This window comes from Saprospiraceae bacterium, from assembly GCA_016719615.1.
Taxonomy (GTDB): domain Bacteria; phylum Bacteroidota; class Bacteroidia; order Chitinophagales; family Saprospiraceae; genus Vicinibacter.
This window is the reverse complement of the sequence record JADJYQ010000005.1, coordinates 492,370-506,029: the sequence shown is the minus strand read 5'-3', so window position 1 is coordinate 506,029 and position 13,660 is coordinate 492,370. Positions and strand designations below refer to the sequence as shown.

The window sequence follows — 13,660 nt, the reverse complement described above, 5'->3', positions numbered from 1 at the left end:
CTAAAATAATTTATTACTAGTTTTCAGCTTCGTGCTTTTGAGGCTTTCGGATCGTAACAGTTACGGCAGATTGCAGTTTCCAAGATTGGTTATCTTGAACATAACATTGAAGTAAATACAATCCCGGCACTTGATATCGGATACTCATCACTGAACTAGTCATTCGGTGTCTGATACCATTTCCATAATCAATCAAATAAATATTTTGAGGATTAAAAGCAAGATTGGTAATCCGGGTAACACCACCTACGAGCATTGATCCTTGTACTAATAAATTTTCGGCCCTGTATTGATAAACAGACTTTTGCTCATGCAAACTCAACTGGCTATCTGATGTAGAAATAAGGTTTGAATACGACTGCAAATCCTGTTCCGGCATTTCAACAGTCTGCGCATTTCGAAAAGATTTCCCTAGAACCAAATAGCTTCCGGCAAACCCAATGATGGCAATTAGAAATGCCAAGAGCAAATCTTTTGATCGCTCATTGAGTACGCCTTTTCGCAAATCCCTTAATGACTGTGCCGTTTGTTCCATAATCTTAAGTTTGGGATGGACAAATATAAGGGTATTTAGAGGTAGTTTTTAATATAATTTACTGATTATTAATATTTTATAATTTATATTTTTATTTAATTTATAATGAGCTGATTATATATTGAGATTCTTTGGAACTGTTAGCAAAGCCTTAATTTACAGCCGTCCCCGACATTTGTGTCTATATTTGCCACTCAATTAATACTATGGAATGGATACAACAGGTTTTTGATTTTATTGTAAATATTGAAGGACACCTTACCGCCTTGATAGAATCTTATGGAATTTACATTTATATCATCTTATTCCTGATTTTATTTATAGAAACAGGCTTAGTCATAGCTCCATTCCTACCTGGTGACTCATTACTTTTCGCAGCCGGCGCACTTGCAGCGGGCGGAAATATGGATATTTTTATACTCTTCGGAGTCTGTTTTTTAGGTGCGTTTTTAGGCAATCAGTTAAATTTCGCAATTGGTTCCGGATTCGGTAAAGCCATTTTTGAACGAGAGAAAAAATTCATCAAAATAGAGTATCTACATAAAACTCAAAAATTTTATGAAAAACATGGTGGAAAAGCCTTGATCATTGGAAGATATCTTCCGTTTATAAGAACATTTGTGCCTTTCGTTGCCGGAGTGGGCAAAATGAAGCCTTCAAAATTTACTTACTTCAATCTGGTTGGAGGTTTATTATGGGTTATCCCTGTTTGTGGGATTGGTTATTTATTTGGCAATATTCCTTTCGTAAAAGAAAATTTTTCAATCATAATTATAGCAATACTTATTGTAAGTTTGTTCCCTATGATTTGGGGAATCATCACCGCTATGAAGCATCGAAAAAACTTTTAGAATGCAATTCAGGAAAACACTGCAAAAATATAGTTCACACTTATTAGGAATTGCCGGGATCAGTGCTTTCATATCTTCCTTAAATTTTTTAGGCTGGTTATCATTACAATCAGATGTAGCAGCAATTATAAGATGGCTTGGATTAATGGCCTTATTTTTTATTGGCATTCAAAAAAATAAACTTACTCCCTGGATTTTTATAAGCATGTTAATCGGTGCTGAAATTGGTTACGATTTTCCTGCAATTGGTAAAGAATTGAATGTATTCAGTAAAATTTTTATTAAACTGATTAAATGCATTATAGCACCATTGCTATTCGGAACTTTGATTATCGGAATTTCAGGTCACTCAAATACGAAACAACTTGGTCGATTGGGATGGAAATCATTACTTTATTTTGAAGTAGTAACGACCGTTGCGCTTATCATCGGTTTATTAGCAATTAATTTGAGCAAAGCTGGAGTAGGCATTCAAGCTTTTGAAACCGGTGAAGAAGTTCCTCAAGTAGCTCAAGCGCATGGATGGAAAGACATTATCTTACATAGTTTTCCCGAAAATTTTATCAAATCCATTGCTGAAGGTCAAATACTCCAAATAGTTGTTTTTTCTGTGCTGTTTGCAGTTTCCCTATTAATGATCCCCATTGAGAAGAGAACACCGATTTTAGTTTTTGCTGAATCTCTTTCTGCAGTAATGTTTAAGTTTACTGACCTCGTTATGCATTTTGCACCCTTCGGTGTAGCCGGAGCTATTGCATATACGATTTCAAATATCGGTATTGATGTTTTGAAAAATCTGTTGCTCTTACTTTGTACATTGTATATTGCACTTATCGTTTTTGTATTGGCAGTATTATTGCCGATCGCATTAATATCACGGATTCCCATCCGAAGATTTTTATCACATGTAGCTCAACCTGTTACGATAGCATTTGGCACTGCAAGTTCAGAAGCAGCCTTACCGGTAGCTATGGAAAATATGGAAAAATTTGGTGTATCCCGCGAAGTAGTTGCATTTGTATTACCAACAGGATTGAGTTTTAATCTTGATGGCACAACGCTTTATCTTTCCCTGGCAACTATATTCGTAGCGCAAGCAGCGGGAATTGAATTATCTATTGGACAACAAATAGTCATGATGCTTACACTCATGCTCACCAGTAAAGGTGTTGCAGGTGTAGCGCGGGCTTCACTTGTTATACTTGCAGGAATGGCGTCATCTTTTGGATTACCTGAATGGCCCATTGCCGCTATCCTTGGAATTGATGCTTTAATGGATATGGCTAGAACCGCAGTGAACACTTTAGGCAATTGCCTCGCTACTGCAGTTATTGGTAAATGGGAAAATGAAGTTACGATTCCAAAAAAAGGCGATCATTGGCTTGAGGTTGAACATCCCACTAAAGAAATTGATTTACCTGAAGTCTAAAATTTATTGCCCGGTTTTACCAAAAATTCTTTGCTTAAACCATTCAATATCTTCTTTCCGATTCTCAGGTCTGGGTTCTTCCTCAAGATTAATAATTCCATCGTGATCTACAAGCTTCATTCTAAAAATGATACTTTCATGATCATGTATATCGCCCCGTGTTGAACCAAATCTCAAATCATAATAGTTAAATTCACCTGGAATGGTTTGAACGACCTTGTAATATCCATCGCTGAACCATGGTAATTTCTGCACAAGATATTGATCTTGATACGGGCTTAGCAAATTGTGATTGGCTTGTATGTATTGAAAGGGTTTAAAATCACGTTTTGAGTCAAACATGGAATAATAACCACATACATATCCGGTATCTGTTTTTGCAATACCATACCATAGTACATTATTTAATATCGTTGGAACCGTCATGTACTCCTTCACTTGAATATTTTCTTCGTGCAGACTGTTCAGAAATTTTTCATCAATATTCGACTTATTTATAAATGTAAACAACATATACAATGAACTCAAAGTAAGCCCACTTATTGCTATCAAACTTCGTAGTTTATTTTGTGGACGAATAACTGCAGCGACTAACAATAACAAGCCAAATGGAATCGTGTATAAAGGATCTACTATAGAAATATTAGAAATGGATACCCGATAATCACTAAATGGCCAGAATAATTGAGTCCCGTATGTTGTCAATGAATCTAATAAAGGATGTGTGAAAATGGCCCAAAAAAATAATTGTATCCATATTTTAGAAGATACGTTTTCAAAATAATCCTGTTGCCTTTGTAGCTGCTTGAACCGAAGTGCAAAAAATACAATTCCAACAACGACTAAAGACAAAACGACCAACCAGGGTGTAGTTCCGGCAACCAACTGAGCCAATAAAAAAATGACCGTCGAAGCCATTAGGAAAAATAACAGCCCTAAACCAAAGCCTGCCCATTTCCAATATTTATTCTGGTACCATTTTTTATCATATAGTTTTTTCACCAGTGGACCTAAAATCAACGGAACGATACATGCAAAGATTAATGAATGCATCGGACCTCTGTGAAACATCATTGCATTAACCGGTTCCAAAAAAAATTAGCCATCACATCCAAATCGGGAATAGTGCCCGCTACTCCACCCCAGATCATTGCTCGATTGCCCATCTTACGACCTGCAACCATTTCGCCGCATGCAGCTCCTAATACGATTTGTGTGATAGAATCCATGGTTAAGATTAGATTGTCAAAGTAACAAGCACTGTTCTGTTTTGTTGGAAATATATTGACAATTTTCCCTAAATACCTTTACTAATAATCATTTTCATATTACAAAATATTATAATGTGAATTTTTCAAACGACCAGAAAGTAATAGCTTTCGAGGTTGCTTCCCCAGAAAAGCTGCATTACACGGAAACCAAATTCATATAAGTTTTCCAACTTAGGCCCAATCCTAAAGATATTTTTATGTTTTGGTCTATAAACAATTCAAGTTTTCAAACATTAGTGATTTTCAAATTGTTAGTTGACATTGTGAGTTCGATACATGAAGTATTTATTTGAAATTCCATGTATTGATCTAATAACGTATAATGAAGATTTCGTCTTCTTTTATTTGTAAATTTGTAAAAAAGAGATATGAGCGATCAAAATCAAGCAAATCAATTAAATATTGAGTTATCGGAAGAAATTGCAGAAGGAATTTATTCGAACTTGGCTATTATTTCCCATTCACATTCTGAATTTGTATTAGATTTCATCAGATTAATGCCTAACGTTCCCAAGGCGAAGGTAAAATCCCGCATCGTATTAACGCCCCAACATGCCAAGCGTTTGTTGAAAGCCTTATCCGACAATGTGATAAAATACGAAAATCAATTTGGTACAATCCAGGATCCTGAACCACAAATTATACCACCAATGGCTTTTAATACGCCAACTGCGCAGGCATAAGTTTCCCTAAAAAATTTAGAATAAGAGCGTTTGTGAAGGATTACCACTTGGTAAACCTAAATGCTTATAGGCTTTGTCAGTAGCAATCCGACCTCGCGGAGTTCTTTGTATGAATCCTTCCATGATCAGAAAAGGTTCATGCACCTCCTCGATAGTACCTGATTCCTCACCAACTGCAGTAGCTAAAGTGCTCAATCCTACTGGTCCTCCAGCAAATTTTTCAATGATGGCCAGCAGTATACGGTTATCCATTTCATCAAGTCCTAAGCTGTCAACGTTCAAAGCATTTAAACCATACTTTGCAATCTCCATATTAATTTTACCATTACCCTTTATTTGGGCAAAATCGCGAAGCCTTCTAAGCAAAGCATTTGCAATCCTGGGAGTTCCTCTACTTCGTCTGGATATTTCGTGTATACCTTCAAGTTCAGCCTCAACATTTAATAAACCAGCTGACCTTGCAATAATATTTTCAAGAATATGCTGATCATAATAATCCATATGGCATGAAATGCCGAAACGCGATCTCAGAGGTGCTGTAAGTAAGCCCACGCGAGTAGTAGCACCCACAAGGGTAAATGGATTTACTTTTATTTGGATACTTCGGGCATTAGGACCGGTATCAATCATGATATCAATCCTGTAATCTTCCATAGCCGAATATAAATATTCTTCAACGACCGTGTTCAATCGGTGAATTTCATCAATAAACAGGACATCGCCTTCTTGCAGACTTGTAAGCAAGCCAGCCAAATCACCAGGCTTCTCCAATACAGGACCAGAGCTTGCTTTTAGGTTTGAGCCCATTTCATGAGCTATAATATAAGAAAGCGTTGTTTTTCCTAAGCCGGGTGGCCCATGCAGCAATACATGATCCAATGCTTCCCCTCTCAACTTGGCTGCCGCAATAAATACTTTTAAATTTTCAACGACGTGGCTTTGTCCACAAAATTCTCCCAAATCCTTTGGTCGCAAAGCCCTTTCAATTTGTCGTTCTTCCTGATTCTGATTTTCAGCTTGACTGTCTAATAAGGGATTTCTCATTTTAGGATTTTCAAAGAAATGATCTCAAATGTAAGCGATTCAGCCTAAAATAAGGCTGATCTAAATTAAATAAAATGATAATACAAAGACAGAATCGAATAAGGATCTAAGCTTGATTTAAATTTGTAAAATTATTCACTCCTTTTAAAAATTTGATATGGCCGGACAAAAAATAACATGTGTAAATGGTAAACTAAGCGTTCCTGATCATCCTATAATTCCTTTTATCATTGGAGATGGTACCGGCCCCGATATTTGGGCTGCCTCGGTAAAAGTTTTTGACGCAGCTGTTGCCAAAACATATGGTCAATCCAAGCAAATTGAGTGGAAGGAAGTACTAGCCGGAGAGAAAGCTTTTGATCAAACCCAAAATTGGTTACCTCAGGAAACTCTGGATGTAATTGCAGAATGCCTTGTAGCTATCAAAGGACCATTAACTACCCCCGTGGGTGGCGGAATTCGTTCATTAAATGTAGCATTAAGACAACAATTGGATTTATATGCATGTATCAGACCTGTTAGATGGTTTGAAGGCGTTCCATCTCCTGTAAAAGAACCGGGAAAAGTAAATATGACCATTTTCAGAGAAAATACTGAAGATATTTATGCAGGTATTGAATTTCAATCAGGAACAGAAGACTTGATAAAATTTAGGGAAATACTTCAGCGTGAATTTCCAGACCGATTTAAAAAAGTTAGATTCCCGGATAGTGTTGGGTTTGGAATTAAACCAGTGTCTAAAGAAGGTACAGAAAGGCTAGTGAGAGCAGCCATTAAACATGCTTTGCTAAATAATTCTAAATCTCTTACAATTGTCCATAAAGGGAATATCATGAAGTTTACAGAAGGCAGCTTCATGGAATGGGCATATGCTCTTGCAGTTAATGAATTCGGTGGAACATTATTAGATGGTGGTCCCTGGGTAAGTCTACCAAATGGTTTGATTATTAAAGATGTCATTGCCGATGCATTTCTTCAACAAATATTATTAAGACCGGAAGAATACGATATTATTGCAACCTTGAACCTGAATGGAGACTATGTTTCAGATGCACTTGCTGCACAAGTCGGTGGAATCGGGATTGCACCAGGTGCCAATATTAATTACATTACGGGTCATGCTATTTTCGAAGCAACTCATGGCACAGCACCCAAATATGCCGGCCAAGACAAAGTGAATCCAAGCTCTGTAATACTTTCAGGAGTAATGATGTTTGAATATTTAGGTTGGGAGGACGTGGCTCAAAGAATTACCCGTGGACTTGAAAAGGCCATTCTGAACAGAAGAGTTACGTATGATTTTCATCGCCTCATGGAAAATGCAACATTATTAAAGTGCAGTGAATTTGGGGATGAAATTATTGCAAACATGGACTAATTGTGTAGGATTTTATTCGCAATCTAATGATACTATTGTATTCATAAAAGGGTCTAATCTAATTTATGAATACAATAGTATATGGCAATGGGTAAAATTCGCTAATCTTAACACCAAACTTATCCTTTCTGCCGGGCTCATTTTAATCAGATCGGGTTTAATTATTTCCTCGATGGACGTGATTTTTTAAAGGTATTGTTTTAGTTGAAGCGTAGCTTTCAATACTAAAAAACGAATGATCACATCTAAAATACTATCGATATAGCTATTGTCCAACTGTAGATCATTCTTTTATATATTCATAAATAATCTAAAATCAAATGTTTTTAAAAAAGTTATTAAAGCATGGAAAGGATTTTTAAAAATACTATTTCTGCAAGGCCTAAATTATGACGCAAAAAAAATCCCGAAGCCAATAAGACTTCGGGATTTTTCTTTGAAACGGTGTTCAAAAATTAACCCTTCGGAGTTAAAATGTTTCCATCATTTTTTGGCAAGGTCTGTTCTTCATCTGCAGAAATGTTTCCTTTTAAATTAATTCTACTTTCCTGCCCACCTTCGTTGGTAGTCACACTCACACTTTTGTTGATTGGACCTACGCGTTGAGTGTCATAACGTATTTCAATTACGCCTTTTTCTCCGGGCATAATAGGTTCCTTGGGCCAGGTAGGTACCGTGCAACCACATGATCCTCTGGCGCTCATAATGATAAGAGGTTCAGTTCCAGTATTGGTAAATACTGCTTTACGCAAAGGTTCTGAGCCTTTTTTAATTTCACCATAATCAACTACAGTGGATTCCCACTCCAGATGAGGTCCTGTTGTTTTAGTGGCAGCTGGAACTTCTGCAGGAGTTGTTTGAGCTGAAACTATACCCAGGAAAAGTACCAAAGCAATTAAAGTTAAAATGTTTTTCATTGGATAGAATGTTTTTTAATTATAACAAATGTAACGAAATATCATTCAGATTAAGACACAAAGATATTAAAATCCGATGTTAACACGCTGTTAAATGTAGAATTTAACTCATATTTAGCTATTTGAGCTTAGACGCAGAGGCTAAAAATAAAAGCTTATTTTTGTGTTCCAAATACATATCATGATTCTTCTAAAGCCCATACAGGATATTCTTGATTCAATTTCCGGTGAATTCAGCAATTATAAAAAAGAAGTGATTCAAGATTTTTGGATCTGTCTGGTAAGCAGGGAATGTTCCTTGTTAGGCAGAAAAGAAGTCCTAACTGGCAAAGCCAAGTTTGGAATTTTGGGAGATGGAAAGGAAGTCCCACAGGTTGCTATGGCAAGAGCATTTCAGAAAGGAGATTTCAGATCCGGATATTATCGGGATCAAACTTTTATGATGGCGATCGGATTATGTACAGTCCAGGATTATTTTGCTCAGCTTTATGCAGATCCACATCATGACCCATTCAGCAAAGGCCGTCAGATGAATGCTCATTTTTCTTCGCCATTAAATGATCAATTTGGTTATCCTCTGGATCATACCGGCCATTATAATGTTTCCGCAGACATCTCCAGTACAGCAGGCCAGATGGCAAGAGCTTTGGGACTTGCTTTAGCTTCTAAATATTACCGTAAAATGGATGACCCGATTTTGTCTTCGGGATTTTCAAAAGATGGAAATGAAGTTTGTTTTTGCACCATTGGCGACGCATCTACTTCAGAAGGAATATTTTGGGAAACCATGAATGCAGCTGCAGTCATGCAAGCACCTCTTGCTGTATCAGTTTGGGACGACGGTTATGGAATTTCTGTCCCCATAGAATTACAAACAGTAAAACAAAACATTTCAATAGCACTTTCGGGATTTGAAAAATCTGATAATTCCAATGGAATAAAAATATGTAGAGGCGCTGCGTGGAATTATCCTGAACTGGTGAATCTTTACAAGGACGGTATCGAAGAATGTCGTCAGAATCATATTCCAGTTTTGTTTCATATCAGAGAAGTTACACAACCTCAAGGTCATTCAACTTCAGGTTCACACGAGCGTTATAAATCAAAAGAAAGATTAAAATGGGAAGCTGAATTTGATTGCATTCTGAAAATGGAGCACTGGATTTACTCCAGCAATATTCTTACAAAAGAACAAGGTGAACAATTAAAAGAATTGTCCAAGTCGTTTGTCCGTGCTGAAAAAAATATAGCTTGGTCTAATTTCATTGCACCGAATTTGCAATTAAAAAATGAAGTCATTGAATTGCTAACTACCGCAAATTGCCTGGAAGCTGCCAAACAATTGCAAATAATTAAAGAACCATCCGTTCACGAACTCGTTGAATTGGTGAGGCAGTGCTCCATCGCATCCCATTATCCTGAATCGATTCCTTCTTTGAATGCCTGGCTTCGCAATCAATACGAAATAGCACATGATATTTATCATACTGATGTATATTCTGAGACTAAATACGCTGCAATTTCTGTAGAAGAAGTACCCGCAGAATATTCAGAGAATTCGCCCGAAATAAATGGATATCAAATCCTGAATCAGTTTTTTGATTTGAAATTTGAAAACGATAAGCGATTTCTTGCATTTGGTGAAGATGTTGGAAAAATCGGTGATGTAAACCAGGGCTTTGCCGGCCTGCAGGAAAAATATGGAGAAACCAGGATTTTCGATTGTGGAATTCGCGAATGGACAATCGTTGGACAAGCAATTGGAACAGCAATGCGTGGTCTGCGTCCGATCGCAGAAATTCAATATCTGGATTACATCGTATATGCTTTATCACCTCTAATGGATGATTTAGCAACCCTTAGGTATAGATCCGGAGGAAAACAATCCGCTCCGGCTATTATACGTACCCGAGGACATCGCCTCGAAGGAATTTGGCATTCAGGATCTCCTATTGGAATGCTTTTGCATTCTTTAAGAGGAATTTGTATTTGTGTTCCCAGAAATATGACGCAGGCTGCTGGAATGTATAATGCTTTGTTAAAAAGCGACGATCCGGGATTGGTCATTGAATGTTTGAACGGTTACCGATTAAAAGAAACCGTACCTGACAACCTTGAAGCATTTACAGTGGCATTAGGGAAAGTAGAAATTTTAGAAGCAGGCTCAGATTTAACTTTAGTTAGTTACGGATCATGTATTCGGATCGCACAGCATGCTATTGAAACATTGAAACAATTTAATATATCCATTGAACTCATTGATGTACAATGTCTGCTACCTTTTGATATTGATCATGAAATTGGAAAATCCATTGAAAAAACGAATAAATTAGTCATCCTCGATGAAGATGTACCTGGTGGTGCAAGTGCTTTCATTCTACAACAGGCATTAGAAGCTCAAGCTGCTTATAATTTTTTGGATTGCCCACCTCGTACCATAACTGCCAAGAACAATAGACCGCCTTATGGAAGTGTTGGTGATTATTTTACAAAACCTAATTCAGAAGATGTTGTTGAAGTAATATTAGAGATCATGAAATCCTATGATCCATCAAAATTTAGAAGCTAAATTTAGAGTAGACTTGAAATTATTAATTTACGTAAGCAACCATTGTTAATTGTATAAAATAGTACATTGAAAGGCAATTTAGTCATCATACCAACTTATAATGAAATTGAAAATATCGATGCAATTATAACAGCTGTCATTGAATTGCCAATAAGTTGTGATATCCTGGTTGTAGATGATGGTTCTCCTGATGGAACAGGTCAAAGAGTCGAGGATTACACCAAAATGTATCCAGATCGGGTTCACTTGCTCCAAAGAACAGGAAAATCAGGACTGGGCAGAGCCTATATTGCTGGATTCAAATGGGCTTTGGAAAAACCTTATTCCTGTATCGCAGAAATGGATGCAGACTTCTCACATCCCCCCGAAAGACTTATTGAATTATTTGAAACTTGCGGAACAGGCAAAGCAGATGTTTGTGTAGGATCACGATATGTAAAAGGAGGGGGGGTATTGAATTGGCCTTATTCAAGATTGCTTTTATCAAAAGGAGCTTCACTTTATGTGAGATGGATCACCCGTATGCCTGTTCTAGATCCCACTGCGGGATTTGTATGTTATACAAGGGAAGTATTAAAATCAATTGGCTTGGATCACATTCAATTCATTGGATATGCCTTTCAGATTGAAATGAAATACACTGCATACAAGTTAGGATTCTCCATCAGAGAAATTCCCATATTATTCCCTGACAGGATTAAGGGAAAATCCAAAATGAATATTTTTATAATAAAAGAAGCTTTGTTAGGTGTTTTTAAACTTCGATTTAAAATATTTAAACGTCAAAAATAATTTGCAAACAGCACTTTATTTTCTGCCAAAATCAGCAGGATTTTCTCCCCATTCTTCAGTTTCCCATTTAAGTACCGGATTTGAATATTGATGCGTATGTAACCAATCTACAGCTCGCTTCACCAAGTCCTGCAATGGTTTGTTATGATGATCAAAAACCAGTTTTGTGGCTGGATGTTTCAGCTTTACCCATTTTATTGCAATTTTTGAATCAGAGTATATCGGCACTGAGTTTTGTTCCAATTTTTTTAAATATGCCAGTGCATGTACAATTGCCAAAAACTCTCCTAAATTATTTGTGCCTTTCTTTAAAGGTCCCATATGAAATATTTCTTTCCCTTCAAATGGCAAAACGCCGCGATATTCCATATCCCCTGGATTTCCACTGCAAGCTGCATCAACAACTACTGCATTTTCCGGAATGACATTTCTCCAATCTCTGTTGATTCTTTTCTTAGGAACTGATTTTGATTCATAAACTTGCAAATATGCATCTCGAGCTTCTATTTCAGAATTAAAAGCTTTGTATTTTGCATTGGGAAATGCCTTAACTTGCAACAAACATTCATCCCAGGTTTTATAGATCCCTGGCTGATGTCCGTTCCAAACAACATAATATTTGTTTTTTTTAGACATGAAAGAATTGACTTTTATTGATACACATGCTCATATTTATGCTGATGCATTCCAGGATGATAGGGATACCGTCATTAATAATGCACTAAACGTAAATGTACATAAAATAGTCCTTCCTAACATCGATGTTAATTCAATGTCGGGCATGTTAGCCTTGCAAATTAAATACCCTGAAATTTGTTATGCAACCATTGGTCTTCATCCTTGCGATGTAAAAGAAAATTATAAAAATATCCTAAACGAATTTGAATCACAAATTCAAAATCCTATTTTTATTGGCATAGGAGAAACTGGCACTGATGCCTATTGGGATCTTTCGAATTGGGAAGCACAAAAATTAGCTTTCATTACACAGTTGGAATGGGCAAAGTCAAGCAGTAAACCTATAATTATACATTCCAGAAACAGTCTGGATGAAAATATTAAGTTAGTGCAATCACAACAGAATGGCAAAGTATCAGGGGTTTTTCATTGTTTTGGAGGCAACTTGGAACAAGCTAAGCAAATTATTGATCTTGGATTTTATTTAGGAATTGGCGGCACGATTAGCTATAAAAACAACCCATTAAAAGAAGTGATTTCAAAAATTCCATTATCAAGCATATTATTAGAAACAGATTCTCCATATTTAAGCCCCGTACCATTTCGGGGTAAACGAAATGAACCTTCATACATACCAATCATTGCTTCAACTCTTGCACAATTTTATCAATGCCCAATCGATGAAATAGCTTTACAAACTACTCAAAACGCAAATAAGTTATTTCAATTCTGAGTGAAGATCTATTTTTAATAATCTCCGCCGCCTTTCCATTTAATTCCCGCCCAATCATCAAGCTTTAAACGAGCTAATTTTGTACTTTTGCACCAGAGGAAGGTTGCAAGAGCGGTTTAATTGGCGCGCCTGGAAAGTGCGTGTACCCCAAAAGGGTACCCAGGGTTCGAATCCCTGACCTTCCGCTGATTTATGAACACCCATTTCTTTGTTTACATCTTGTATTCAAAATCTGCTGATATTCATTACATTGGACATACTTCCAATTTAGATGATAGGGTTTTACGTCATAATAAAGGTCTTGAAAATTTTACTTCAAAATTTCGACCCTGGACTTTAGTTTTCGCTTTAAAAAAAGACTCTAAAGTTCAAGCATTTGCCCTCGAACTCAAGTTAAAGAATCTTTCAACTTTGAGACTTTTGAGTTTCATCCAAAAATATTCTTCCGACAATATACTTTGATCATTCGTTGGTTCGAACGCTGACGAACAAGGCTTTTTCATTCCATTCCATCTTGAAATTTTCATGCCTTGTTGTCAGCGTGCCGACATCCCAAACTTTCGTTGCTATTTCATTTTATTATTCACCTTTTGGGATCGTCGGCATCCCTGACCTTCCGCTGATTTATGAACACCCATTTCTTTGTTTACATCTTGTATTCAAAATCTGCTGATATTCATTACATTGGACATACTTCCAATTTAGATGATAGGATATCCTTAACTTAAATAAAATTCTATTCCAGACTTACTTCAGAAAAGGAATATTCACTAATAGAGT

General features: G+C 36.6%; 15 protein-coding genes and 1 tRNA gene. 10 read left to right on the top strand and 6 right to left on the bottom strand.

Annotated features, from left to right (window positions below; genetic code table 11):
- Positions 1 to 16: 16 nt before the first annotated feature.
- Complete coding sequence (locus tag IPM92_11680; protein ID MBK9108994.1) at positions 17 to 535, bottom strand: hypothetical protein; 519 nt, start codon at positions 533 to 535, stop codon at positions 17 to 19.
- A 206-nt stretch (positions 536 to 741) separates the two neighbouring features.
- Here IPM92_11680 and IPM92_11675 point away from each other — a divergent pair, with 206 nt between their 5' ends.
- Positions 742 to 1,386 (top strand): VTT domain-containing protein, encoded by a 645-nt coding sequence (locus IPM92_11675; GenBank protein MBK9108993.1) that lies wholly within the window; start codon positions 742 to 744, stop codon positions 1,384 to 1,386.
- A gap of 1 nt (position 1,387) precedes the next feature.
- Positions 1,388 to 2,815, top strand: a complete 1,428-nt coding sequence (locus IPM92_11670) for a cation:dicarboxylase symporter family transporter (GenBank protein ID MBK9108992.1) — start codon at positions 1,388 to 1,390, stop codon at positions 2,813 to 2,815.
- A gap of 3 nt (positions 2,816 to 2,818) precedes the next feature.
- Here the strand turns inward: IPM92_11670 and IPM92_11665 are convergent, their stop codons facing one another.
- Complete coding sequence (locus IPM92_11665) at positions 2,819 to 3,889, bottom strand: metal-dependent hydrolase (protein ID MBK9108991.1); 1,071 nt, start codon at positions 3,887 to 3,889, stop codon at positions 2,819 to 2,821.
- A complete protein-coding gene (locus IPM92_11660; protein MBK9108990.1) occupies positions 3,886 to 4,044 on the bottom strand; it encodes a metal-dependent hydrolase in 159 nt (52 codons plus the stop codon). Before IPM92_11660 ends, IPM92_11665 begins: the two co-directional genes overlap by 4 nt.
- A 410-nt stretch (positions 4,045 to 4,454) precedes the next feature.
- Here IPM92_11660 and IPM92_11655 point away from each other — a divergent pair, with 410 nt between their 5' ends.
- A complete protein-coding gene (locus tag IPM92_11655; protein ID MBK9108989.1) occupies positions 4,455 to 4,769 on the top strand; it encodes a DUF3467 domain-containing protein in 315 nt (104 codons plus the stop codon).
- Positions 4,770 to 4,784: 15 nt separating this feature from the next.
- Here IPM92_11655 and ruvB read toward each other — a convergent pair whose 3' ends face one another.
- Positions 4,785 to 5,813, bottom strand: a complete 1,029-nt coding sequence (gene ruvB, locus IPM92_11650) for a Holliday junction branch migration DNA helicase RuvB (GenBank protein ID MBK9108988.1) — start codon at positions 5,811 to 5,813, stop codon at positions 4,785 to 4,787.
- 157 nt (positions 5,814 to 5,970) lie between these two features.
- Here ruvB and icd point away from each other — a divergent pair, with 157 nt between their 5' ends.
- The gene (icd, locus tag IPM92_11645; protein ID MBK9108987.1) at positions 5,971 to 7,191 is read left to right on the top strand and encodes an NADP-dependent isocitrate dehydrogenase; all 1,221 of its coding nucleotides are present in this window, start codon (positions 5,971 to 5,973) and stop codon (positions 7,189 to 7,191) included.
- A 455-nt stretch (positions 7,192 to 7,646) separates the two neighbouring features.
- On the opposite strand, the gene IPM92_11640 is transcribed toward icd, so the two are convergent.
- Positions 7,647 to 8,108: a DUF1573 domain-containing protein gene (locus tag IPM92_11640; protein MBK9108986.1), complete on the bottom strand. Its 462-nt coding sequence runs from the start codon at positions 8,106 to 8,108 to the stop codon at positions 7,647 to 7,649.
- A 181-nt stretch (positions 8,109 to 8,289) separates the two neighbouring features.
- Between IPM92_11640 and IPM92_11635 the strand changes: the two genes are divergently transcribed.
- The gene (locus IPM92_11635; GenBank protein ID MBK9108985.1) at positions 8,290 to 10,677 is read left to right on the top strand and encodes a transketolase; all 2,388 of its coding nucleotides are present in this window, start codon (positions 8,290 to 8,292) and stop codon (positions 10,675 to 10,677) included.
- Between the two features lie 66 nt (positions 10,678 to 10,743).
- Positions 10,744 to 11,469, top strand: a complete 726-nt coding sequence (locus IPM92_11630) for a polyprenol monophosphomannose synthase (GenBank protein ID MBK9108984.1) — start codon at positions 10,744 to 10,746, stop codon at positions 11,467 to 11,469.
- A 15-nt stretch (positions 11,470 to 11,484) separates the two neighbouring features.
- On the opposite strand, the gene IPM92_11625 is transcribed toward IPM92_11630, so the two are convergent.
- Positions 11,485 to 12,105, bottom strand: a complete 621-nt coding sequence (locus IPM92_11625) for a ribonuclease H family protein (GenBank protein ID MBK9108983.1) — start codon at positions 12,103 to 12,105, stop codon at positions 11,485 to 11,487.
- Between IPM92_11625 and IPM92_11620 the strand changes: the two genes are divergently transcribed.
- The 4 genes from IPM92_11620 to IPM92_11605 all read left to right on the top strand — a co-directional run bounded on the left by IPM92_11620 (position 12,104) and on the right by IPM92_11605 (position 13,608).
- Complete coding sequence (locus IPM92_11620) at positions 12,104 to 12,880, top strand: TatD family hydrolase (GenBank protein MBK9108982.1); 777 nt, start codon at positions 12,104 to 12,106, stop codon at positions 12,878 to 12,880. The genes IPM92_11625 and IPM92_11620 overlap by 2 nt on opposite strands.
- A 97-nt stretch (positions 12,881 to 12,977) precedes the next feature.
- A tRNA-Ser gene (locus IPM92_11615) sits at positions 12,978 to 13,065 on the top strand.
- A gap of 7 nt (positions 13,066 to 13,072) precedes the next feature.
- Positions 13,073 to 13,342 (top strand): GIY-YIG nuclease family protein, encoded by a 270-nt coding sequence (locus IPM92_11610; GenBank protein ID MBK9108981.1) that lies wholly within the window; start codon positions 13,073 to 13,075, stop codon positions 13,340 to 13,342.
- A gap of 164 nt (positions 13,343 to 13,506) precedes the next feature.
- On the top strand, positions 13,507 to 13,608 hold the full coding sequence (locus IPM92_11605) for a GIY-YIG nuclease family protein (GenBank protein MBK9108980.1): 102 nt from the start codon (positions 13,507 to 13,509) through the stop codon (positions 13,606 to 13,608).
- Positions 13,609 to 13,660 lie beyond the last annotated feature (52 nt).

What these genes read in the sequence shown, in the direction of transcription:
- IPM92_11680 (MBK9108994.1), bottom strand. Translation starts at nt 535, where the DNA reads ATGGAACAAACGGCACAGTCATTAAGGGATTTGCGAAAAGGCGTACTC.
- IPM92_11675 (MBK9108993.1), top strand. Translation starts at nt 742, where the DNA reads ATGGAATGGATACAACAGGTTTTTGATTTTATTGTAAATATTGAAGGA.
- IPM92_11670 (MBK9108992.1), top strand. Translation starts at nt 1,388, where the DNA reads ATGCAATTCAGGAAAACACTGCAAAAATATAGTTCACACTTATTAGGA.
- IPM92_11665 (MBK9108991.1), bottom strand. Translation starts at nt 3,889, where the DNA reads ATGATGTTTCACAGAGGTCCGATGCATTCATTAATCTTTGCATGTATC.
- IPM92_11660 (MBK9108990.1), bottom strand. Translation starts at nt 4,044, where the DNA reads ATGGATTCTATCACACAAATCGTATTAGGAGCTGCATGCGGCGAAATG.
- IPM92_11655 (MBK9108989.1), top strand. Translation starts at nt 4,455, where the DNA reads ATGAGCGATCAAAATCAAGCAAATCAATTAAATATTGAGTTATCGGAA.
- ruvB (MBK9108988.1), bottom strand. Translation starts at nt 5,813, where the DNA reads ATGAGAAATCCCTTATTAGACAGTCAAGCTGAAAATCAGAATCAGGAA.
- icd (MBK9108987.1), top strand. Translation starts at nt 5,971, where the DNA reads ATGGCCGGACAAAAAATAACATGTGTAAATGGTAAACTAAGCGTTCCT.
- IPM92_11640 (MBK9108986.1), bottom strand. Translation starts at nt 8,108, where the DNA reads ATGAAAAACATTTTAACTTTAATTGCTTTGGTACTTTTCCTGGGTATA.
- IPM92_11635 (MBK9108985.1), top strand. Translation starts at nt 8,290, where the DNA reads ATGATTCTTCTAAAGCCCATACAGGATATTCTTGATTCAATTTCCGGT.
- IPM92_11620 (MBK9108982.1), top strand. Translation starts at nt 12,104, where the DNA reads ATGAAAGAATTGACTTTTATTGATACACATGCTCATATTTATGCTGAT.
- IPM92_11625 (MBK9108983.1), bottom strand. Translation starts at nt 12,105, where the DNA reads ATGTCTAAAAAAAACAAATATTATGTTGTTTGGAACGGACATCAGCCA.
- IPM92_11610 (MBK9108981.1), top strand. Translation starts at nt 13,073, where the DNA reads ATGAACACCCATTTCTTTGTTTACATCTTGTATTCAAAATCTGCTGAT.
- IPM92_11605 (MBK9108980.1), top strand. Translation starts at nt 13,507, where the DNA reads ATGAACACCCATTTCTTTGTTTACATCTTGTATTCAAAATCTGCTGAT.